This is a genomic window from Candidatus Nanopelagicales bacterium (assembly GCA_037045355.1).
Classification (GTDB): Bacteria; Actinomycetota; Actinomycetes; order S36-B12.
On sequence record JBAOHO010000008.1, the window covers coordinates 116460 to 138287 of the forward strand.

At 66.5% G+C, this 21828-nt stretch carries 21 protein-coding genes and 1 pseudogene; 17 read left to right on the forward strand and 5 right to left on the reverse strand.

Annotation, left to right across the window (positions count from 1 at the left end; all coding sequences use genetic code 11):
- The first annotated feature begins 130 nt into the window (after window positions 1–130).
- Window positions 131–1069, forward strand: a pseudogene (locus tag V9E98_01510) (oxidoreductase).
- Between the two features lie 58 nt (window positions 1070–1127).
- Here V9E98_01510 and V9E98_01515 read toward each other — a convergent pair.
- Together V9E98_01515 and V9E98_01520 are read right to left on the reverse strand one after the other, a co-directional pair.
- Entirely contained in the window at window positions 1128–1286 is a 159-nt protein-coding gene (locus tag V9E98_01515; GenBank protein ID MEI2715668.1) for a DUF5522 domain-containing protein, read from the reverse strand.
- A gap of 50 nt (window positions 1287–1336) precedes the next feature.
- Complete coding sequence (locus tag V9E98_01520) at window positions 1337–2356, reverse strand: alcohol dehydrogenase catalytic domain-containing protein (protein MEI2715669.1); 1020 nt, start codon at window positions 2354–2356, stop codon at window positions 1337–1339.
- A 261-nt stretch (window positions 2357–2617) separates the two neighbouring features.
- Here V9E98_01520 and V9E98_01525 point away from each other — a divergent pair, with 261 nt between their 5' ends.
- From V9E98_01525 to folP, 4 genes are all read left to right on the forward strand, one after another.
- Window positions 2618–3295: a hypothetical protein gene (locus V9E98_01525; protein MEI2715670.1), complete on the forward strand. Its 678-nt coding sequence runs from the start codon at window positions 2618–2620 to the stop codon at window positions 3293–3295.
- Between the two features lie 145 nt (window positions 3296–3440).
- The gene (gene ftsH, locus V9E98_01530; GenBank protein MEI2715671.1) at window positions 3441–5519 is read left to right on the forward strand and encodes an ATP-dependent zinc metalloprotease FtsH; all 2079 of its coding nucleotides are present in this window, start codon (window positions 3441–3443) and stop codon (window positions 5517–5519) included.
- Window positions 5520–5604: 85 nt separating this feature from the next.
- Window positions 5605–6180, forward strand: coding sequence for a GTP cyclohydrolase I FolE (gene folE / locus V9E98_01535; GenBank protein MEI2715672.1), 576 nt, complete (start codon window positions 5605–5607; stop codon window positions 6178–6180).
- A gap of 165 nt (window positions 6181–6345) precedes the next feature.
- A complete protein-coding gene (gene folP / locus V9E98_01540; GenBank protein ID MEI2715673.1) occupies window positions 6346–7221 on the forward strand; it encodes a dihydropteroate synthase in 876 nt (291 codons plus the stop codon).
- 89 nt (window positions 7222–7310) lie between these two features.
- Here folP and V9E98_01545 read toward each other — a convergent pair whose 3' ends face one another.
- Window positions 7311–8873: a hypothetical protein gene (locus V9E98_01545; GenBank protein MEI2715674.1), complete on the reverse strand. Its 1563-nt coding sequence runs from the start codon at window positions 8871–8873 to the stop codon at window positions 7311–7313.
- Between the two features lie 247 nt (window positions 8874–9120).
- Between V9E98_01545 and V9E98_01550 the strand changes: the two genes are divergently transcribed.
- From V9E98_01550 to V9E98_01565, 4 genes are all read left to right on the forward strand, one after another.
- Window positions 9121–10728 (forward strand): MFS transporter, encoded by a 1608-nt coding sequence (locus tag V9E98_01550; GenBank protein MEI2715675.1) that lies wholly within the window; start codon window positions 9121–9123, stop codon window positions 10726–10728.
- Complete coding sequence (gene folB, locus V9E98_01555; protein MEI2715676.1) at window positions 10729–11094, forward strand: dihydroneopterin aldolase; 366 nt, start codon at window positions 10729–10731, stop codon at window positions 11092–11094.
- 1 nt (window position 11095) lies between these two features.
- The gene (folK, locus tag V9E98_01560) at window positions 11096–11596 is read left to right on the forward strand and encodes a 2-amino-4-hydroxy-6-hydroxymethyldihydropteridine diphosphokinase (GenBank protein MEI2715677.1); all 501 of its coding nucleotides are present in this window, start codon (window positions 11096–11098) and stop codon (window positions 11594–11596) included.
- A gap of 61 nt (window positions 11597–11657) precedes the next feature.
- A complete protein-coding gene (locus V9E98_01565; protein MEI2715678.1) occupies window positions 11658–12542 on the forward strand; it encodes an acyl-CoA thioesterase domain-containing protein in 885 nt (294 codons plus the stop codon).
- A gap of 6 nt (window positions 12543–12548) precedes the next feature.
- On the opposite strand, the gene V9E98_01570 is transcribed toward V9E98_01565, so the two are convergent.
- Window positions 12549–14333 (reverse strand): AMP-binding protein, encoded by a 1785-nt coding sequence (locus V9E98_01570; GenBank protein MEI2715679.1) that lies wholly within the window; start codon window positions 14331–14333, stop codon window positions 12549–12551.
- Window positions 14334–14820: 487 nt separating this feature from the next.
- On the opposite strand from V9E98_01570, the gene V9E98_01575 reads away from it, so the two are divergent.
- Window positions 14821–15345: a DUF3180 domain-containing protein gene (locus V9E98_01575; protein MEI2715680.1), complete on the forward strand. Its 525-nt coding sequence runs from the start codon at window positions 14821–14823 to the stop codon at window positions 15343–15345.
- Between the two features lie 20 nt (window positions 15346–15365).
- Window positions 15366–15668, forward strand: coding sequence for a hypothetical protein (locus V9E98_01580; GenBank protein MEI2715681.1), 303 nt, complete (start codon window positions 15366–15368; stop codon window positions 15666–15668).
- 60 nt (window positions 15669–15728) lie between these two features.
- On the opposite strand, the gene V9E98_01585 is transcribed toward V9E98_01580, so the two are convergent.
- Window positions 15729–16676, reverse strand: a complete 948-nt coding sequence (locus tag V9E98_01585) for an ATP-binding cassette domain-containing protein (GenBank protein ID MEI2715682.1) — start codon at window positions 16674–16676, stop codon at window positions 15729–15731.
- Between the two features lie 41 nt (window positions 16677–16717).
- On the opposite strand from V9E98_01585, the gene V9E98_01590 reads away from it, so the two are divergent.
- From V9E98_01590 to V9E98_01615, 6 genes are all read left to right on the forward strand, one after another.
- Window positions 16718–17401: an ABC transporter permease gene (locus V9E98_01590; protein MEI2715683.1), complete on the forward strand. Its 684-nt coding sequence runs from the start codon at window positions 16718–16720 to the stop codon at window positions 17399–17401.
- Window positions 17402–17407: 6 nt separating this feature from the next.
- Window positions 17408–18103: an ABC transporter permease gene (locus V9E98_01595; protein MEI2715684.1), complete on the forward strand. Its 696-nt coding sequence runs from the start codon at window positions 17408–17410 to the stop codon at window positions 18101–18103.
- Window positions 18100–19047, forward strand: coding sequence for an ABC transporter substrate-binding protein (locus V9E98_01600; GenBank protein MEI2715685.1), 948 nt, complete (start codon window positions 18100–18102; stop codon window positions 19045–19047). Before V9E98_01595 ends, V9E98_01600 begins: the two co-directional genes overlap by 4 nt.
- A gap of 168 nt (window positions 19048–19215) precedes the next feature.
- Window positions 19216–20145 (forward strand): hypothetical protein, encoded by a 930-nt coding sequence (locus V9E98_01605; GenBank protein ID MEI2715686.1) that lies wholly within the window; start codon window positions 19216–19218, stop codon window positions 20143–20145.
- A 3-nt stretch (window positions 20146–20148) separates the two neighbouring features.
- The gene (locus V9E98_01610) at window positions 20149–21306 is read left to right on the forward strand and encodes a hypothetical protein (protein ID MEI2715687.1); all 1158 of its coding nucleotides are present in this window, start codon (window positions 20149–20151) and stop codon (window positions 21304–21306) included.
- A gap of 169 nt (window positions 21307–21475) precedes the next feature.
- Window positions 21476–21823: a PH domain-containing protein gene (locus V9E98_01615; protein MEI2715688.1), complete on the forward strand. Its 348-nt coding sequence runs from the start codon at window positions 21476–21478 to the stop codon at window positions 21821–21823.
- Window positions 21824–21828: the final 5 nt, after the last annotated feature.

A 21828-nucleotide genomic window follows, 5' to 3' on the forward strand; every position in this document is an offset into this window, starting at 1 on the left:
ATGACCGACGAGAGACCACGAACCAGCCAGCGACCCCCCACCACCGCCCCCGACTGCGGAGCACCCTCGGCCCGCGAACCCCCGGCCCACGAAGCATCCCCGGACCGATCGACACCATACGACGAAGTGGACCGACGCCGACCTGCCGGACCTCTCCGAGCGAACCTTCGTGGTCACCGGCGCGACCAGCGGTCTCGGACTCGAAACCGCGGTGGCCCTTTGCGCGCATGGCGCGACTGTCGTGCTCGCCGGGCGCGATCCCGGTCGCCTGCGGTCTGCCGTGACCAAGGCCGGAGCGGTCGCCACCGGCCCTGAACCCTCCGGCCAACTGCTCGACCTCGCGGACCTCGGGTCGGTGCGGTCGGCGGCAGAGGAGCTCGCCGAACAGCATCCGGTCATCAATGTCCTGATCAACAACGCGGGTATCATGGCCACCCCGCGCCGCCAAACGGCTGACGGATTCGAACTCCAGGTCGGCACCAACCATTTGGGACACTTCGCGCTCACGGGCCTCCTTCTCCCGGCGCTCCTGGCCGCCGACGCCGGACCGCAGGCAGCGCGCGTCGTCACCGTGTCCAGCGGCGCTCATCGCATGGGCTCGGTGGATCCTGACGACCTCTTCTTCGAACGCCGGACCTACCGCCCGTGGCAGGCGTACGGCCAGAGCAAGTTGGCCAACCTGCTGTTCACGTCAGAGCTGGCCCGGCAAGCCGAACTGGCGGACGTGCCCGTCATCGCGGCCGCCGCCCACCCGGGATACGCGGGAACCAACCTGCAATTCGCCGGACCGTCCTTCGCGCAGAACAGCATCGGACGCCTCTGGATGAAGGGAATGAACTCCGTGTTGGGTCAATCGGCGCTGGCCGGCGCCTGGCCCACTCTGTACGCGGCCACCCGGCCCGACGTCCACAGTGGTGACTACATCGGTCCCGACGGTTGGTTGGAGCAGCGTGGGCACCCGCGGCACGTGGGTCGCAGCGCTGCCGCCAAGGATATGGCTGTCGCGGCTCGGCTTTGGGAGCGCAGCGAGGAACTGACGGGCGTGACGTACGAATGGCCCGCTGACTGATCATTGACTCGACTGACGGGACGCGGACCGGCAGCGGATGGGCAGCAGGGGTCCGGTGTCAGCAGTAGGGGCAGTGGCGGCAGCCGTTGCCACAACAGCGGCCCCGCTCCGCGTGCGTGAGGGCAGTGATCACGAACAGCCCGGTCTGCGGATCGAGGTACCCCGGATGCCCGGCCGCCATCGCCTCCTCATGGCGCCGCAGGATCTCGCTGCGCATGGGGTGCTCCGTCGGCAGGCGATCGGGGTGTGGCTGCGTCAATGGACGGGTCATCTGCCCCCCGGACTCCCCTCCGGAATCAGGACGAGGCTTCCCGTCACATCGCCGGCACTCACGCGATCCAGCGCCGACGCGGCGGCCGTCAGCGGCAAGGTCTCATACGCGGTGCGGACATCGGCGGGCCCGACCAGCTCCAGGAAATCGCGCACATCTGCTCGGGTGACGTTGGCGACGGACCGCAGCGATCGTTCCCACCACAGATCGTCATAGTCGAACTGAGGGATGCGGTCGAGGTGGATGGCGTTGATGGCAACAGTCCCACCCCGGCGAACCGATCGCAGCGCTGCCACGACGACGTCCCCCGAGGGCGCGAACGTCACTGCGGCGTCGAGTTCGTGCGGCACCGTCTCGTCGTAGGTACCGGCCCATTCGGCACCCAACGACATCGCCCGATCTACCTCAGCCGCCGAACGGGTGATCACCGAACAGCGGACTCCCCAGTGGTTCGCGACCTGGATGGCCAGGGATGCCGAGGCCCCGAAGCCGAACAGGCCCAGGCGCTGTGTCTGACCCTCAGGGGCCGGGCCGGTGATCCCCGCGATGTGCAACGACCGGAACCCGATGACGCCGCCGCACAGCAAGGGGGCGACATCGGCGTCGCTGCGCTCGTCCAGGGAGTGCGGTATCGGGTGGATGAAGCCCGGATCGGCGCGCACCAACTGCGCATACCCACCGTCCACATCCCATCCGGTGAACTGTGCGTGTTCGCACAAGTTCTCCCGCCCCGTGCGACAGAAGTCACACACACCACAGGCGTATGCCAGCCACACCAGACCCACCCGACGCCCGGCATCCGGACCTTCCGCTATGCGGCCGACGACCTGGTGGCCCGGGATCACAGGCATCCGGTGGGCGGGCAGATCTCCGGTGACGAGTTGTAGATCGGTGCGGCACACCGCCGTCGCCGTGACCTGGATCAAAGTGCCGGGGCCGACGGGGTCCGCAACCTCACCCACGGACATGGCTCGGGCCGGGTCGGGATCGGGGGTGTTCAGTCGGGCAGCCAGCACGAGCCCATGATCACATTCCCAGCCCCAGCTTGCTGATCGGAGATCACGATCCGCGCACCGGTGCCGCGGGCGGTGGTTTGGCCCCTGGGAGAGCGGGGAAGGGTCGCCGGGGCTTTGCTGCGCCCGGTCGACGCCAGGCTGGTGGGCGGTGGGACTCAAGGAGTCCGGCCACGTGCTCCACAGGACCCGGTGTCCGCCCGAGGGCCGGTAAGCAAGGCCGGTAACTCAAGAACCGGTTATCGGTAAAGGAGAGAGGTATTCGTGACGACCGCTGGGACGTCAACTCGTGCTGCCCGCTACCCGCTCATCGTCGTGGACTGGGCGCAGGATCGCGCCTCCTTCGACTGGATCCGAACCGCGGGACCCGGTGATGTTGCACACCTCAGGCTCACACCGACGTGCCAGACCTGGGACGGCAGCGGGCGCCCGGTGATCGTTCAGGGTTCATCGGTGACCGTCACCTCCGACGCCGTCGATCCGGCTGTGCGCAACATCGTGACCGAGTGGAGATCGCGCGCCCCCGTCGGCGTCATGCCCGCCTCGATGTCCGGCGACACTGCCATCCCATTCCTCGTCGACGATGTCGCCGCGGCCCGGGATCGGCTCGCCTCCGGCGGGACCACCGGGCGCCACCCGGCCGCAAGGCGTTGGCTGCCCATCTTGTTGATGGCAGTCGCCGCCGTCTCCTTGATCCCGCTACTCCAGGTCGACCTGCTCACCGGATCGATCTCCTTCGTGCTCTACGTCGTCGCCTCGTGGGGCATGGACCGCTGGACTGCCCCGGCGCGCCACTGGGGCGGTCGAACCGATCCCCACGACACGATCAGTCGCATCGCAGTGGCGACCCGGATCGGGTTCTGGGCCGTTGCGGCGGCGGCCCTCACACTGGTGATTCTCGACTGGGCCGAAGTCATCCCCCGGTTGTTCCGTTGGGTCTGAAAGCCGCTCCGCGCAGCGCGAACACGGTCGGCGGGGGCCGGTGGGCCGGTGTACCTTGGCACTGCGGTGCCCGGTCTGTCGCCGGGTCACTGATCCGTGGGCAGCGTGCCCACGCGACCGGACACCGGAGGCCCGACCCGCCCCCATGGACCTGAAACGAATCGCCCGCGGCCCCGTGCTGTGGATTCTGCTCGCGCTGGTGCTGCTGCTCGTCGCAACGAGCGTCATGTCCGACCTACGCGGACCGACTGAGGTTCCCACGTCGCAGGCTGTGCAGTCCATCCAGGACAACCAGGTCGCTCAGGCCACACTGATCGACCGGGACCAGCGGTTGAACCTGACCATGGGCGACGGCACCCAGCAGACTTCTCAGTTCATCACCGGGCAGGGTGTCGAACTGCAGCAGCTGCTGCAGACCAAGTTCGACGAGGGCCAGTTGAAGGACGGCTACAACGTCGAGGTGCCGCAGGAGAGCCTGCTCGTCACCTTGCTGGTGTCATTCCTGCCGATTCTGTTGATTCTGTTCCTGCTGTTCTTCTTCCTCAACCAGATGCAGGGCGGCGGCGGGCGCCTCATGTCCTTCGGCAAGTCCAAGGCGAAGATCGTCAGTAAGGACATGCCCAAGACCACATTCGCCGATGTGGCCGGAGCTGACGAGGCCGTCGAGGAACTGCAGGAGATCAAGGAGTTCCTCGAAGATCCCAGCAAGTTCACGGCGGTCGGCGCCAAGATTCCCAAAGGCGTGCTGTTGTACGGCCCCCCCGGAACCGGCAAGACCCTGCTGGCCCGCGCGGTCGCCGGGGAGGCCGGCGTGCCGTTCTTCTCCATCTCCGGGTCGGACTTCGTGGAGATGTTCGTCGGCGTCGGCGCTTCCCGGGTCCGCGATCTGTTCGAGCAGGCCAAGAACAATGCCCCCGCCATCATCTTCGTCGACGAGATCGATGCTGTTGGTCGGCATCGAGGTGCGGGACTCGGCGGTGGCCATGACGAGCGGGAGCAGACCCTCAACCAGATGCTCGTCGAGATGGACGGCTTCGACGTCACCGGCGGTGTGATCCTCATCGCCGCGACCAACCGACCCGACATCCTCGACCCCGCCCTGCTGCGCCCGGGCCGGTTCGATCGTCAGATCGCGGTCGAATCCCCGGACCTCAAGGGTCGCGAAGCGATTCTCAAGGTCCACTCGACCGGCAAACCCCTGGCGCCGGACGTCGACCTCGAGAGCATCGCGAAGCGTTCGCCGGGCTTCACCGGCGCCGATCTAGCCAATGTGCTGAACGAGGCAGCCCTGCTGACAGCCCGCAACGGCGACAAGCTCATCACCAACAAGGCTCTCGACGAGGCTATCGATCGGGTGATCGCCGGTCCCCAGAAGCGCACCAGGGTCATGGACGAACACGAGCGCAAGATCACGGCCTACCACGAAGGAGGCCACGCCATCGTGGCCGCCGCGTTGCCTGGCAATGACCCCGTGCACAAGATCACGATCCTGCCGCGCGGACGGGCCTTGGGATACACGATGGTCTTGCCCGATCAGGAGAAGTACTCCCGGACTCGCTCGGAGATGCTCAACCAGTTGGCCTACATGCTGGGCGGTCGCGCTGCCGAAGAACTCGTGTTCCACGACCCGACCACCGGGGCGGCGAACGACATCGAGAAAGCCACCAGTCTGGCTCGGGCCATGGTCACCCAGTACGGCATGACCGAGCGGCTCGGTGCGATCAAGTACGGCCAGGAGCAAGGAGAGGTGTTCCTGGGACGCGACATGGGCCATTCCCGTGACTACTCCGAGGACGTTGCCGGCGCCATCGACGAAGAGGTCCGCACGCTCATCGAGGCCGCGCACCAGGAAGCCTTCGACATCCTGGTCACCAACCGGGATGTGCTCGATCATCTGGTCCTGGAGCTGCTCGAAAAGGAGACCCTGAACAAGTCGGAGGTCGAGCAGATCTTCTCCGCACTGGACCTCAACGATGTCCGGCCCGCCTGGACGGGCTCGGCTCGGCGCGCTCCGTCGGATCGCCCGCCGGTGTTGACCCCCAAGGAGGTCGCCGGCCTCAACGGTCATGGCTCAGCCAACGGTTCCGGCAACGGCAGCCGGGGTGGCGCCGACGTCGATGTCAGTGATGGTGCGTCCACGGGAGCGGCAACCACATCCGGCACGGCTCCCGGTGATTCCGGCCCGTGGGATCCCCCGGCCGGCGAGTCACCGATCGGTCGATGACCGGTCCCCAAGAGTTCCCGCGACTTGACCAGATCGGCCCGGTGGCGGACTGGCGTTGTCAGCCTCACACTGAAGCGTGACCGAAATGACTGACTCGGATTTCGACCACGTCCGGGCCGAGGCCGCCGTCCGCGAACTACTGATCGCCATCGGCGAGGATCCGGATCGGGAGGGACTGCGCGAGACACCTGCCCGGGTGGCCCGCAGTTTCCACGAAGTGACCGGGGGCATGCGCCTGGAACCCAAGACGGTGCTGTCGACGACCTTCGAGGCGGATCACGACGAGATGGTTCTTGTCCGAGATATCGAAGTCTTCTCGCTGTGCGAGCACCACTTGGTTCCGTTCAGCGGAGTAGCTCATGTCGGCTACATCCCCGCGCAGGACGGCCGAGTGGCGGGACTGTCCAAGCTGGCCCGCCTGGTGGACGTCTACGCCCGGCGACTGCAGGTGCAGGAGCGGCTCACGACCCAGATCGCCGACGCCTTGGTCTCGGTCCTCGAACCGCGCGGTGTGATCGTCGTGGTCGACTGTGAACACCTGTGCATGGCGATGCGCGGAGTGCGCAAGTCGGGTGCCCGAACCCTGACGAGCGCCGTGCGCGGCCAACTGCGGGATTCGGTCAGTCGGGCCGAGGCGATGTCCCTGATCCTCAAGAACTGAGCGGGATCCTCAAACACCGGGCGGGATCCCCAAACACCGGGCGGGATCCCCAAACACCGAGCGGGATCCCCAAACACCGAGTGGGATCCCCAACACCGAGTGGGATCCTCACGAACCGAGCGGGATCCTCAGTTGCTGCGTTCCGCTGCTCCGTATGCTGGCGGGGTGTCAGGTCCCGTCGGTCCCCGTGGTCTGCCTGCCCCATTGACCGACACAGGCCGCTGTCTGGTCATGGGAATCATCAATGTCACCCCTGATTCCTTCTCCGACGGCAGCCGGTATGCCGACCCGCCCGCCGCCATCGCTCACGGACAGTCTCTGGTGGCCGCAGGTGCCGACTTGGTCGACGTCGGGGGGGAGTCGACCCGACCCGGGGCCGATCGCATCAGCACCGACGACGAACTCGCCCGCGTCCTTCCGGTGATCGAAGGCTTGGCGACCGCAGGGGTGCCGGTGAGCATCGACACGATGCGTGCCGCGACAGCTCTTAAGGCGGTGGCAGCGGGAGCGGTCATGGTCAACGACGTGTCCGGCGGACGGGCGGATCCCACCATGTACCGTGCCATCGCCGACTTGGGCACGCCGTATGTCGTGATGCACTGGCGGGCCCACTCGCGCGAGATGAATCGATGGGCCACTTACTCCGACGTTGTCAGCGACGTCCTGGCTGAGTTGGGCAGCGCCGTCGCCGATGCGCGCGCGGCGGGCGTCTCGGCCGATCGACTCGTGATCGACCCCGGACTGGGCTTCGCCAAGGAGGCCCGCCACAACTGGGCCCTGCTGGCGGCCATGGACCGACTGGTGGCGCTCGGATTCCCGGTACTGGTCGGAGCCAGCCGCAAGCGGTTCCTCGGGGAACTCCTGGCCGACGAGCACGGCCCCCGTTCGTTGGATGCACGAGAGGCCGCCACCGCAGCCGTATCCGCGCTGGCTGCGGCAGGCGGTGCGTGGTGTGTTCGGGTTCACGACGTGGCGGCGACCCACGACGCCGTCCGTGTTGTCGCGGCACTCGAGGGCGCTCGATCGGGCGACGCGACCTGAGGCTGGTTCAGATGGTTGCCAACTCCGACAAGCCCGTGCCCTTCGTTCGAGTGACCTGAGGTCAGCAGTCGTGGGCCCTGCGGCGGTCGTCAGCGGTCGCAGCGCAAGTAGACGTCCCGGGCGTCGTTGGCCGGTTGGTTGGGTCGCGGGATCTGGTCGGTGATGACCTTCGACGTACTCCAGACCTCCGGGGGCGGGCTGCGGAATGAGGTCACGTAGCAACTGCCGGCCCAACTGGGAATCCACGTGCTGACCGAATAGCCCTGTCCCAGCAGAATGGATCGCGCCTCGGTCGCCGTCTTGCCCATGACGTCGGGAACCACCTTGTTCGCCGGACACGGCACTTCCACCGGACGCGGCCTTTCCAGCCCGACGTACCGGTAGCAGGTCCGACTCGTGCTGAAAGAGACCGCACTGCCCGGGGCGGCCTGATTCAAGGTGCCATCGGCGGCGCCGGTCACGAACTTGGATTCGTACAGCCAGGTGTCTCCAGGCCCTCCTCTGAGCGAGGGTTGGACGACCTTCGGGTAGGACTGGCCGGTCGGGAACGAGAACTTGACCACCTGCTCTGTGCGGCTTTCCCGGAAGGGAAGCTCCGTGGCGATGGCCTTGATGACGGGGGTTCCTCGGATATCGCGATAGGCGGCCGCGGCAGAGGCGGACAGCGGCGGTGCAGTCACCTCGATCTCGACAGGGTCGGACCACTGTTCCTCCGGCCATACCCCGGCGGACAACTGCACCATGACCGTCCCTTGACCGACGAGCTGGGTCGTGTTGCTGATCCGCTTGTCGTCGGTGTCGATTGATCCGCCGGCGTCCAGTTGATTGCCGTCCGAGTCCTTGACCCACACGTTGATCCAGTTCCCGGGACTGAACCCTTCAGTGTGCCCTTCGATCACGAACGGCTGTCCGGATACGACGCGCTTCGGGAAGGAGTCGATGGTCACCCCGAAGCGTGGTTCGGCAGTCGCCGCGAGCCCGACGCGGCGGAAGTTGGGCATGATCGTGCCCGGGGCAGGGTTGTCGCTCGTCGGCGTCACCGGCGGGCGGTTGTCATCCGTGGATGGCGGGGGCTCGGGGACCTCGCCGCTGTCGTCGATGACCAGCGTGAGAGGTCCGGTTCGTTTGGGGTTGGCGGCCCGGTTCGTCGCCTGCTGCTTGCCCTTGGCGAGTTTCCTCCCCGGGGCAGGGAGCGTTTCGACAGTCCGGGCAATCCGATCGGCATCGAACCGGACGGTGGCGGAGGCCCGATCGAATCGGGGTCGGCTCAGCATCAGGGCCATCTGGGTGGGCAGTTCGCCCGGGGTGCGCTGATAGGTCAGCACCGCGGTCGGATGGGCAGAGCCGAACCGCTTCTTCCAGTGAGAGACAAAGTGGTCGAGTCGAACGTGGGTCGCGTCGCGGGACGGGCGATGGGCGAACCGCGCGACCCGTTGGTCCACTCCCGTGAGTCGAAGTCGCAGACGAGAATCGTCATTGCCGGTCAATGACCCGTTGCGGGCGGCCAAGGACCACAAGTAGTCGGGGTTCTCGTCGATACCCACCACCTGACCTGAAGCCTGTGGGCCGGGGGTGGCCGCCAGGGCGCCGACCCCGAGCCCAGCAATGAACAGGGCAGCGACCGCGCCCACGGTCACGAACAATCTGCGCACGATGAACTCCTCAAATGCCGACCGGGAAGCGACCCGCGAAGCTCCGAGTGGCCAACGCGTGTGAGAAGTGATTGTGAGTGTCGCGTGATGGTTCGCGCAACCACAAACCATCCGGATGCGGACATTCTTCGGTGATCCGGACCAGGTGGGTTCGCTGAGCCGCCGAACAGTCCGGCTGCCGCGGGCCGATCGCTGGGAATGACAGGTCGACCCGCGGGATGACACATGTGCGTGCCAGCATGGCTCTGTGACCTCACCCGAACCTGCCGCGGCCCCGCACTCGGACAGCGGCGCCGCCCCGGAGCGCGAGTCGCTGGGGATGCCGCTGGTCGCCCTCATCATGGTGGCCGCGGTGGCCAACCTGAACCTCGCGGTCGCCAACGTCGCGCTCCCGGACATCGGCAAATCCTTCGACTCCTCACAGACCGCGCTGAACATGATCGCCATCGGCTTCTCGCTGGGGCTGGCGGCCTCGGTGTTATACCTGGGGGCACTGGGAGACCGGCACGGCCGAAAGGGCTTGATGCTGCTGGGAATGGTCTTGTCGATCCCCGCGTCCTTGATGGCTGCCTACGCCCCCAACGAATGGGTGCTGGTGGGTGCCCGCATCTTCGGTGGGGTGGCGGCGGGAATGGCCTTCCCCACCACTCTGGCCCTCATCACCGCGATCTGGGCGGGATCCTCGCGGACCCGGGCGATCGCGCTGTGGTCCGCGGTCGGCGGTGGCGTCATGGCGCTGGGGCCGCTCGTGTCGGGGGCCCTTCTGGAGAGCTTCTGGTGGGGTTCGGTCTTTCTCATCACCTTGCCGTTGGCGGTGATCGCGCTGCTTCTCGGAGCGAAGTTCGTTCCCGCCCATCTCGACGAGTCGACCCAACCCGTGGACAACATCGGTGGCGTGTTGTCGATCGTCATGGTGGCTGCGCTCGTCATCGGCATCAACTTCGCCCCGGTCCCGGGTGCGCTGCCTTTCGCGCTCGCGCTCGCCGGGATCACTGTCGTGGCGGGCGCCCTCTTCGTCGTGCGTCAGAAGCGCGCGCCAAACCCGCTGTACGACCTCGACTACGCGAAGCGCCGAGTCTTCTGGGTGGCGGCATTGGGCGGGATCATCGTCTTCGGCAGTTTGATGGCATCGATGTTCGTCGGGCAGCAGTACCTGCAGAACGTCTTGGCCCTGTCCACGTTCGAGGCTGGCGCTGTCCCGCTGTCGATCACGGCCGGGATGCTCGCGGTCGCCGGCCTGTCGGCCAAGTTGGTGGAAAGCCGTGGATCCCGCTTCACGTTGCTGTCCGGGTTCCTGTTCATCATGATCTCGTTCACCCTCATGCTGGTCGTCTGGACTGAAACCACCTCGATTCCCGTTGTCGTGTTCACCTACCTCATGGCAGGTATCGGAGTGGGCTTGGCCGGCACTCCTGCCTCCCACTCGCTCACCAGCTCCGTGCCGACCGACCGCGCCGGCATGGCGTCTGCGACCGCGGACCTGCAGCGTGACCTCGGTGGGGCCATCCTGCAGGCGATCCTCGGCGCACTGCTGACCGCCGGCTACGCCGCAAGCTTCGCTTCTCTGGTGGCCCAGGCGCCGCAACAGGTGAGTCAGGACGTGCTGGCTCAACTCCAAAAGTCGTTCTCGAGCGCGACGACGTTGGCCGAGCAGTACCCCGAGTACAGCAACCAGATCGTCGAGGCAGCCAAGCAGTCATTCCTGACGGGCGCGAACTGGGCCTACACAGCCGGGCTGGTCTGCGCGGCCGTGGGAGCTCTCGTGATCTTCTTCCTCTTCCCCAACCGCGAAGATGAGCGCGCCCTGCTGCGGCGTTACGCCGAGCAGGACAACAGTTCCATCGAGGTGATGTAGGTGGCCGACCGCATCGTTCTCGAGGGCGTGAGCGCGACTGGCTATCACGGCGTGTTGCCCGAGGAGCGCCGCAACGGTCAGCCTTTTGTGGTCGACGTGGAACTCGTGACGGATACATCTGTTGCTGCGGACAGTGATGACCTGGGCGACACGATCAACTATGCGGCAGTGGCCGCTGATGTCCGGGACATCATCACGGGGGAGCCCGTCGATCTGATCGAGACTCTCGCCGAACGAATCGCGCGGATATGCCTGACGCGCTCCCGGGTGGTGGCCGTTCAGGTCACCGTCCACAAACCGCAGGCACCCGTCGGAGTGCCCTTCACGGACGTGCGGGTCGTCATCACTCGCGATCGCGGTGACTGACGTGCGAGTCGCGCTGTCGGTCGGTTCGAACCTGGGTTATCGCCGCGCCGCGCTCGACCACGCCGTGACTGCGCTTGGGCAGATGCCTGGCGTAGCCGACGTCCGAGTCTCATCGGTGTACGAGACCGACCCCGTCGGAGGAGTCGAACAACCGGATTTCCTCAACATCGTGGTCGTCGCGAACCTCGGTGACGATCCCGCTGAAGAGGTGGCGCACGCGCTCCTCAATCTGGCCCGCAACGTGGAGGCCGATCTCGATCGCAGGCGCACCGTGCGCTGGGGACCGCGGACCGTTGATCTGGACATCCTGGCGGTTGGCACATGGACGAGTACCGATCCCGAACTGACCGTCCCGCATCCGCGTCTCGCGGAGCGCGCATTCGTGCTGGTCCCATGGGCCGAGGTCGATCCCGACTTCGACGTGCCCGGTCTGGGGGAGGTGACCGCACTGCTGGCGGCGCTGCCGGATTCCGAAGTGAAGGGTGTGCGGCAGGTGCGCTGACGGCTGCGCCAGGACATTCGGGCGCGTGGCCTTACGGTTGGGGCGGCCGTACGGTTGGGGCGTGAGTGATGATGGTCGCACCCGAGAGTTCCTCGACCGCTTCGCGGTCACGCCTGTTGCACCCGAGCGCTACACCGGCACCTGCCACCCGGCGTGGCCGGGTCGCGCATTCGGGGGTCAACTGGCGGCGCAGAGCGTGCAAGCTGCGGCAGCTGCGCTGACCGATGAGTCCTTACACCCATGGTCATTGCACATCCTCTTCCACGCTCCGGTGGCATCGAACTCCCGGATCGATTACCAGGTTCTCGCGCTGAAGGAGGGCCGGACCCTCACGAGCCGGCAGGTCCGGGTCGAGCAGGACGGCAAACTGCGGGCAACAGCGGTTGTGCTGTTCGGCATGACGGCAGAGGGACCGGAACACCAGTACCAGCAACCGGATGCACCACCTCCGGCACTCGTACCGCCGGAGGAACGGCTCATCGATCCCACTTTGGTAGCCCCGGACGCGGACTTCGAGGAGCTCGGCTATCCCGCCGAGTCCCTGGTCGACCTGAGGATCGTGGAGCGGGCCGAGAGGGGGCCTGCCGACAACTCGGCTGAGACGTCGGACGGCTACTTGCGCAAGGCGTGGATGCGCGTCATCCCGGATCTTCCCGACGACCCCATCACCGCCGCAGCGACGCTGTGCTACCTGTCCGACATCACGCTGGGAACCACCGCCCTGCAGCCCCACGGCGGCCGATCTCACACCACGGAACTGCAACTCGGCGCCGTCGAACTGGCGTTGTGGTTCACCGGCCCGGCGACGCTCAGCGAGTGGACCATGTTCGCCCAGGACACCGCCTTCGCCGGGCGCGGTCACGGATTGGCCCACGGGGTCTTCTTCAACTCGCGCGGCGAGGTCTCCGCGGTCGCGATGCAGAACGCGTTGATGCGACGCCGCTGAGACGGCTCAGCCAGAGTGCCGGCGGAGCAGAGGAGTGATGGCCTCGAGCACGGTGGCGTCCTCGATTGTCGACGGGACCGATTCAGCCCGGCCGTCCGCGATGCCACGCATCGTGCGGCGCAGGATCTTGCCGGACCGCGTCTTCGGTAGCGCCGGGACGATCACCACTTCCTTCATCGCCGCTACCGGTCCGACTCGATGACGAACCTCGGCGATGATCTCCGCGCTCAGTTCCTCCGGCGCCACATCGGCACCTGCTTTGAGCACCACGAAGGCACGCGGGCTCTGCCCCTTGAGGTCGTCCGCGACCCCGATCACCGCGCATTCCGCGACAGCGGGATGAGTAGCCACGACCGCCTCCATGACACCAGTGGACAGCCGGTGTCCGGCGACATTGATCACATCATCCGTGCGACCCAGTACGAACAAGTAGCCGTCCTCATCGACGTAGCCTCCGTCGCCGGTTGTGTAGAAGCCGGGGAACGCGGTCAGGTACGAGTCGATGTACCGCTGGTCCGCATGCCACAGCGTCGGGAGTGTTCCGGGTGGGAGAGGCAGTCGAATGACGATGCTGCCCTCTTGGCCCTCGGGAAGGGGCCTACCTTCGCCGTCCACCACCTGCACGTCGTATCCCGGCACAGGGACCGACGGTGAACCCTCCTTCAACGGAAGCGGCTCCAGTCCGCGAGGGTTTGCGGCGATGGGCCATCCGGTTTCCGTCTGCCACCAGTTGTCGACGACGGGAACATCGAGGGCCTCGGTGGCCCACTGATACGTATCTGGATCCAGTCGCTCGCCGGCCATGAAGAGCGACGCGAGTGACGATGTGTCGTGGTCGCCGATCAGCGTTGCGTCGGGGTCCTCCTTCCGGATGGCCCGGATCGCGGTCGGAGCTGTGAACAACCCCTTCACCTGGTGGTCGGCGATCACCCTCCAAAACGCCGCGGCATCCGGAGTTCCCACGGGCTTGCCTTCGTACAGAACAGTCGTCGCCCCGATCAGCAAAGGCGCGTACACGATGTAGGAATGACCCACGACCCAGCCCACGTCCGAGGCGGCCCACCACACATCGCCTGGCCCTATGTCGAAGATGCTCCGCATCGACCACACCAAGGCGACCGCGTGGCCCCCGTTGTCGCGCACGATCCCCTTGGGCTTGCCGGTGGTGCCAGACGTGTAGAGGACGTACAGGGGATCAGTGGCGTCCAAGTCGGTACAGGACACCGGGACTGCTCTGGCCAGCAGTTCTCGCCAGTCATGGTCCCGTTCGCCGAGGTCAGCCGTCAGTTGCTCGCGCTGCCAGATGACGCAGGCGTCAGGGCGATGCCGAGCGATCGACAGCGCTTCGTCCAGCAGTGGCTTGTAGGGGACCAGGCGATTGGGTTCAATGCCGCACGACGCGGACAGGACCACTTTCGGTTCGGCGTCATCGATGCGCAGCGCCAACTCCTCCGCAGCGAAGCCCCCGAACACCACCGAATGCACCGCACCGATCCGGGCGCACGCGAGCATGCCAATGACAGCTTCCGGAATCATCGGCATCGACAACACGACCCGGTCACCCTTTTCGACCCCCAACTCGTGGAGCGCGCCGGCAAATCGGGCGACGTTCTCGAGCAGTTGCGCGTAGGTGTAGGTCCGTTCGGTCCCGGTGACGGAACTCGTGTAGACGAGCGCCGCCTGGTCAGCCCGTCCCGCAATGACATGGCGATCAAGGGCGTTGAAGCAGGTGTTCAGGCGGCCGTCGGGGAACCAGCGGTACAGGGGAGCCGCACTGTCATCCAGAATCATCTGGGGCGGTCTCACCCAGTCGATGCCATTCGCGGCTTCACCCAGAATCCCGCGGGATCCTCGATGCTCTGGCGATAGGTGTCCTGGTATGCGCCCATGATCACTCCTGCCTTCGACTCTGTCGGGACCCTAGGACGCGGCCCCGGGTACCGGCAAGGGCTGTGGCTCAGGCGCGGCCGACCCGGGTTCGTCGTCGTGGGCTTGGGGGTCCGGGGGCTGGGGGTGCTCGGGGGCTGGGGGTGCCTCGGGTGCCTGCCCGAGGTCCGCCAGCCACAGGGGTCGTTGGGCGCTGGGTGATTCCGTGCTTGCCGGGGGGGGGTGGCCTCGGTCGGGGTGAGGTCTTGTCGGCCTGCCCACGACACCCCCGAACACCCCCTGCGACAGTGAAGGCCCCTGCGACAGTGAAGGCTCCCGATGTCAGTGAAGGCTCGACCCAGCAGCAGTTGGGCTCCGACAGTCGGGGAGTGACCGGTCGTACAGTGGGCGCGTGACCCCGACTCGGATTCGCCTGCTGATGTTGATAGCACTCGTCGCCGGTGTAGTCGGGTGGGCATTGGCGACCCTGGCCGATTCCGTCGCGGGCCGTTACCTGCCGGTTCCACTGTCGGCGGCGGTGGCTGTGTGGATGCTGGCTCTGGGTCTGGGCATGTGGGCGCTGATCGTCCGTCCGCGCTTATCGGGGCGTCCCGAAACCGCCCCTCTGCCGCCCCTGGTCGCGGCGCGGACAGCCGCGCTGGCACTGGCGGCGTCGCGGGTCGGCGCCGGAGTGGTGGGCTTCTACGTCGGCGTGCTGTTGGTCTTCGTCGCCGACCTTCCCGTGCCGGCAGCACAGAGCGGCTCCCTGACGTCGGGTGCGACAGCGGTCGGTGGCTTGGTGATCGTGGCGGTCGCCTTGTGGCTGGAGCATCTGTGTCGCATCAAGGGAGATGACGATGACGAGCGGAATGTGGACCTGCGCGGGCTTTCTGGTGGACCCGCGCCGGGTGGGACCGAGCGCACATCCTCTCGGTGAGACCCGCGTACCCTGGGGCCATGCCGCTGGATGAGCCGATAGACGAGTCGCTGGATGATCTGCCGTACGAAGAAGTGAAGTCCCGCGCGATCGCGCTCGCCGAGAAGCGCCACGACATCGGCTTCTTCTACGACCTGTTCCGACACACACCGGCGATGAACGCCGCTCAGTCCGAGGGCGGTTCGCTCGGTGACTTCTCCGGCAGCATCATCGAGATGGTCGACGCGGCCCGCGAGATGTTCGGCACCGGTCATGTGGGGGAACTCGAACCGCTGTTCCGAGCCCGATTTGAGGAGTACCTCACCCAGCACGGCACGGGCTGATCTGAGCCGTCAAGCACTCATCTGACCTGGGCAAACGCCGCGCCTGACCAGGATCCCGATCTAGTCCGCGACGTTGCTGTTGGCGGCGAGGATCTGGCGCACTCCGTCGAAAGTCAGAGTTCCGAGCGCTGCGCCGTCCGCACCGGTCACGGCCACGCGGCCCGCCGGCGCATCCAAGATCGCCACTGATGCCTCGCGCAGGGTCGCAGTCACAGGGATTGTCGGCAGAGACTCGGTGCCAACGACCACGGGGTCGAGGTGGGCACTTTCGACATCCATCACCGCCATGAGTTTCAGCAGCCGATCCGAACCGACGAACTCGGCGACGAAGTCCGAGGCGGGGTGGCCCAACACCCGCGCCGGAGTGTCGTACTGCTCCAGATATCCACCCTGCTTCATGACTGCGATCCGGTCACCGAGTCGCACTGCCTCGTCGATGTCATGCGTGACGATGACGGTGGTGGTGCCGAGTTCGCGTTGCAGTTTCAAGAACTCCTCTTGCAGGTTGCCACGGGCCACAGGATCGATGGCGCCGAATGGCTCATCCATGAGCAGTACTGGGGGATGAGAGGCGAGCGCTCGCGCCACCCCCACCCGCTGTCGCTGGCCACCGGACAACTGATGGGGATAGCGGGAGCCGTAGAGTTCAGGCTCCAGGCCCACCAACTCCAGCATCTCGTCGGCGCGCTGGTCGATCTTCTCCTTGTCCCACTGCAAGAGGCGGCACACGGTGCCCACGTTGCGGCGCACCGTCTGATGGGGGAACAGTCCGACCGCCTGGATCACGTAGCCGATCCCGCGTCTGAGCGCCACCGGGTCGCCGGCCATGACGTCCTTGCCGTCGACGGACACCGTGCCCTTGGTAGGTTCGACAAGGCGGTTGATCATCCGCATCGTGGTGGTCTTGCCGCAGCCCGAAGGCCCCACCAGGACGCAGACTTCCCCGGCCTTGACGTCGAGAGTCAGATCCTGAACGGCGATGGTGCCGTCACCGTACTGTTTCTGCACTCCCTCAAGACGAATCATCGATTCAGCGGTAGCGTCCATGCATGTCCCTCCCGGCGGTCGGCGACGCCCCGAACCCCTGGTTCAGCTGGACGTACGTTGAGAACAACGTAGACAAGTTAGTAGCAGCCGGTCAGCAACATGTCGCGTTGACCCTGTGCGCGATGGGACTCAGCATCATCGTGGCCGTCCCGCTCGCGGTCATGGTTCGGACCTGGCGACCGCTCGAGACTCCGACACTCGTGTTCACCGGCGTGCTCTACACGATCCCGTCACTCGCCATGATCACCGCGCTGTGGCCGGTGTTCGGGCTGTCGGCGTTGACTGTGATCATCGCGCTTGCGCTCTACGCACTACTTATCATCCTGCGCAACATCCTGGTGGGCCTCGAAGGTGTGCCGGAGACCGCGGTGGACTCCGCGCAAGGTATGGGGATGAGTCGCCGACGGATCCTGTGGCAGGTGGAGGTGCCGCTGGCCCTGCCCGCCATCATCGCCGGGATCAGGCTGGCCACGGTGTCCACCGTCGGACTGGTCACCATCGGCGCGCTCGTGGGTTTCGGTGGCTACGGCACCCTGATCCTGAACGGATTCATCAACAACTTCTACCACGCCGAGATCATGACGGCGACGATCCTCACGGTCATCCTGGCGCTGCTGTTCGACCTGCTGCTGCAGGGAGTGGAACGACTCGTGACGCCATGGGCCCATACCCGCGGGAGCAGGTGAGGCATCGTGTCTGAACTCATCGCATGGTTCACGGACCCCGCCAACTGGAGCGGTCCCAACGGCATCCCGGTGCGCACGCTGCAGACACTGTGGATCAGCGCCGCCGCGATGGTGATCGCGGTCGCATTGGCCTTCCCGATCGGAATGATCATCGGTCACTTCGGCCGGTTCGGTGGCCTGGTGACCAATCTCGGCACCATCGGCCGCGCGATCCCGACGTTCGCGTTGTTGATCATCTTCGCGTCCTGGGATGTCATCGGGGTCGGCAACTTGGCTGCGATCTTGGCGCTCGCGATCTTCGCGATCCCGCCACTGCTCACCAACACTTACGTCGGTGTGCGCGACGTGGACGAAGCCATGGTGGACGGCGCCACGGGCATGGGCATGACAGATCGCCAGGTCTTGGGGCGCGTGGAACTGCCCACTGCCGTTCCGTTGATCGGGGCGGGACTGCGCACCACGACGGTTCAGGTAGTGGCCACCGCGACACTTGCCGCGCTCGTCGGTGGGGGCGGGCTGGGTCGATACGTCGTGGACGGGTTCGCCCTGCAAGACCTCACGCTGATGTTCGCCGGTGTCATCTGTGTTTCGGTGCTGTCCGTGGGGACCGAAGCCGTGTTGGCCGTCATCCAGAAGTACCTCACCCCGTTGCCGCTGCGTGCGAAGAAGAAGTCCGATGCGCAAACTGGGAGTCAGACGTGAGAGGTGCAGTTCGGTTGGCCGCCGCTGTCCTGGCCGTCCTGGTCGTGCCGGCCTGCTCCAGCCTGCAGTCGTCCGATCCCAGTGCCGACGCGGAGCCGGGTGCGGGCGACGCCGGGACTTTGCAGGTGGCGGCCTACAACTTCGGTGAAAGCCAGATCGTCGCCAACGTGTATTCGGGAGCTCTCAACGCGGCCGGTGAATCCGCTGAGGTCAAGACCCTGACCAACCGCGAGATCGTCATCCCGGCCGCAGAGCAAGGGGAGATCCAGGTCGTGCCGGAGTATGCAGGCACCCTCACGGAGTTCCTCAACAAGCAGGTCAACGGTCCGGATGCGCCGGCGCAGGCCTCGCCGAACATCGATGTCACGGTCAAACACCTGCGCAAGCTGGCCGATCAGGTGGGCCTGGTGGTGCTCGAGCCCGCTCCCGCGCGCAATCAGAACGCCTTTGCGGTGCGCAAGGAGTTCGCGGCGGAGCACAACCTGACGACCCTGACCCAACTCGGCGAGTACTCCCAGCAGAGTCCGGTCAGCGTCGGGGGGCCACCAGAGTGCCCTGCCCGACCGTTCTGCTTGATCGGGCTCGAAGACACCTATGGAGTCCAAGTCTCCGAGTTCGTCAGTCTGGACGCCGGTGGACCGTTGACGAAGTCAGCCCTGGAACAGGGAATGGTGGACGTTGGACTGGTACTCACCTCGGATGGTGCACTCGATCAGTTCGGGTTGGTGATCTTGACCGACGACAAGAACCTGCAGGCATCCGACAACATCATCCCGGTGGTCAACGCCAAGGCCGACAACGACACGATCAACAAGACCCTCAACGCGGTGTCGGCAAAGCTCACCCAGGAAGCCTTGCGTCAGATGAACTACGCGGTCGACTGGGAACGCCAGGACCCAGCGACCGTGGCCCAGTCGTGGCTCGTCGCCAACGGTTTGGCCTGACTCCCACCCGCGCGTGACCCCCCACCCGCGCGTGACCCCCCACCGCGCGTGGTCTTCGCATCACCTCCTGTCGTGACCGCGTAAGACAGGTCACGAGATTCGACCCCCCATGTCGGCGGCCCGGCCCTCGGCGATGGACAGTTTCTGCGCCGAAACGGGGGTAGGCGCATGAGTGTTCGCATCAAGCCGGGTGACGACTGGGGCGATTCCTGGGGCAGTGGTCCGGGGCCGGAGTCCGACGACCGCGTCCCCGACCCCCAGGATGTCCGGGCAGTGTTCGCCGATGATGACGGTGACTCCGACGAGTGGGGTGCACCCCGGCCGGCACGAGCGTCATGGTGGGGCGGCGGACGGCCACAAGTGCCGAAACTGGTGGCGGGTGCCCTCATCGCAGTCGTGGTGATGATCGTGCTGGGGGGCCTGGCCTACCGGTTGTCGGTTCCCGCGCCGGTTACTCCCGCGGAAACAGTGGCGGCGGCTCCCGGACCAAGCCCGGTCACCTCTGTGCGCTCACCGGAATCAACTCCGACGCCAACCCCCGATTCCGCCGACCTGACCTCCATGCCGTGGCAGGGCGCTGCTCTGCCCATCAGCGAGAGTTCTGGCCCGTTCATCTTCACCGATCACCGGGCGACGGGTTTCGCCCAGGATCCCCAGGGTGCGGCACTCGCGGCAGTCCACATCTCCACCCACATCGATCCCTACACCGGTCCGCGGGTGTTCACTCCGACCATCGACGAGCAGGTGATCGAGGGCGGGGACTTGTTGGCGCAGACCATGAAGCAGTACGAAGCTGCGGCGGAAGCACAGGGCCTGGCCGAATCGGCGATCAAGCGGGGCGCCCCCGTGCTGGCGCCCACCGGGGAGATCGCCGCCTGGCGGATTCGCAACTATCGACCCGATGCCACCACCACGGTGGAGTTGCTGGTGCACACACCGCAAGGACGCTCCGTCGTCTATGAGGTCCCGGTCGTCTGGGATGACGACGACTGGCGCGTCACGTTCGCCGGCAGCCAGACCGGACCGGTGCTGCGCGTCACGGCTGCGGCCCCTGGCGCCGAATCAGAGTTCGAACCGTTCAATACAAGGGGGAAATGAGAAATGAGTACGCGTTACCTGACGATTCCGGCGGGGCTGTTGGTCGTCGGCGGAGGGATGTTCCTGGGCATGGGCACCGCACATGCCGACGACGTCGACCACGAACCGGGATTGACGGCGTCGGCGGGCATGGTCAGTCGGGATCCGCAAGATGATTCCGAGCCCGGTCCCGTCACGGATCCTGGGACTCCTGACGACGAACCGGATCCCAGCGGTGGAGATACCACGCAGGGGGATCCAGGTGGTGGTTCGGCTCCCGATCCACAGCCCGATCCAGGGCCTGATCCTGGGCCCGATCCGGGGCCGAAGCCGGATCCGGATCCTGACCAGTCCGACGACGGCCCGGATGACGACCCGGACGACGGCCCGGACGACGGCCCGGACGACGGCCCCGGCGACGGTCCCGACGACGGTGCGGGCGATGATCCCGACGATGGTGCCGAGTCGACTCCGGGCGATGGTGGTGAGGGCCGGCCTGATGCCGATGAGCCTGATGCCGGTGAGCCTGATGCCGGTGAGCCCGATGCCGGTCAGCCCCATGCCGATGAGCCCGATGCCGATGAGCCCGATGCAGACGAGCCCGATGCCGGTCAGCCTGGCGCGGGTCAGCCTGGCGACGGCAAGGACGACGAACCCCAACGCGGTGGCAACGGTGAACCGCCGCGCGGGGGCCATGACGATGAACCGCAGCGTGGCGGCGGCGGCAACGGGGGCGAAACGGGGACCCCGGAGTCGACGGAACCACCGCGCGACGAGCCGCCCCGACGTGAGCCGCCTCGACGCGAGCCGGACCCATCGATCGTGACCGTGGACCCGGGTCCAGCCCCGACACCGTCGCCGGTGCTCTCCCAACCGCAGCCACAGCCGCGCGACCCCGCGCGTGACCCCGGCGCAGCGCCGCAGCCGACGGTCGGGGCGTCCCCCCAGCCCAGCGGGACCCCGCTGCATCCGGTCGTACCGCAGGCTCCCAGTGACGCCCCATCCGTGGTCGTCAGTACTCCCCTGCATCCGGTCGTCCCCGCAGGAACTCCGGAGTCGGACCAGGCACCAGGCGCCAACATCACGTTGTCGACGCCGCTGCATCCGGCGCGGGTCGTCGGTGGTTCCACCCCGGCTGCAGCGGAGTCGGGGTCACCCCTGCATCCGGTTGAGGACGACTGATCGGGGAGTAGATTGGCGGTCGTGACAATTTGGTGAGGCCTTCGCCCCTCCCACCGAGGCGTGGCAACGGGTCTCACCGCGGCTCGCGACCGCCTGGCGGCTCACCACCGTCCTGATCGTCGTTCCGGTCACCGCGGTACTCATCGTCATCTTCGCGGTGCAGTCCCTCATGCCGGGGGTCATCGCGGTGAGTGTGGTCGCTGTCGTTGTGCTGGGCTGGTTGTGGTGGCTGTTGGGTCGCCGCGTCGCCTCGTTCGGTTACGTGGAGCGCGACGACGATCTCCTCGTGACATCAGGGGTGATGTTCAAACGCCTGGTGATCGTGCCCTACGGCCGGATGCAGCTGGTCGACCTGGTCGCCGGGCCGATCGACCGGGCCATGGGCTTGGCCACCGTCAAGTTGCACACGGCAGCTGCCACCACCGACGCCGGTATCCCGGGACTCACACCGGTCGAAGCGGCCCGGCTGCGGGATCGCCTGGCGGCCCAGGGTGAAGCCCGCTCCGCGGGGATATGAACCTC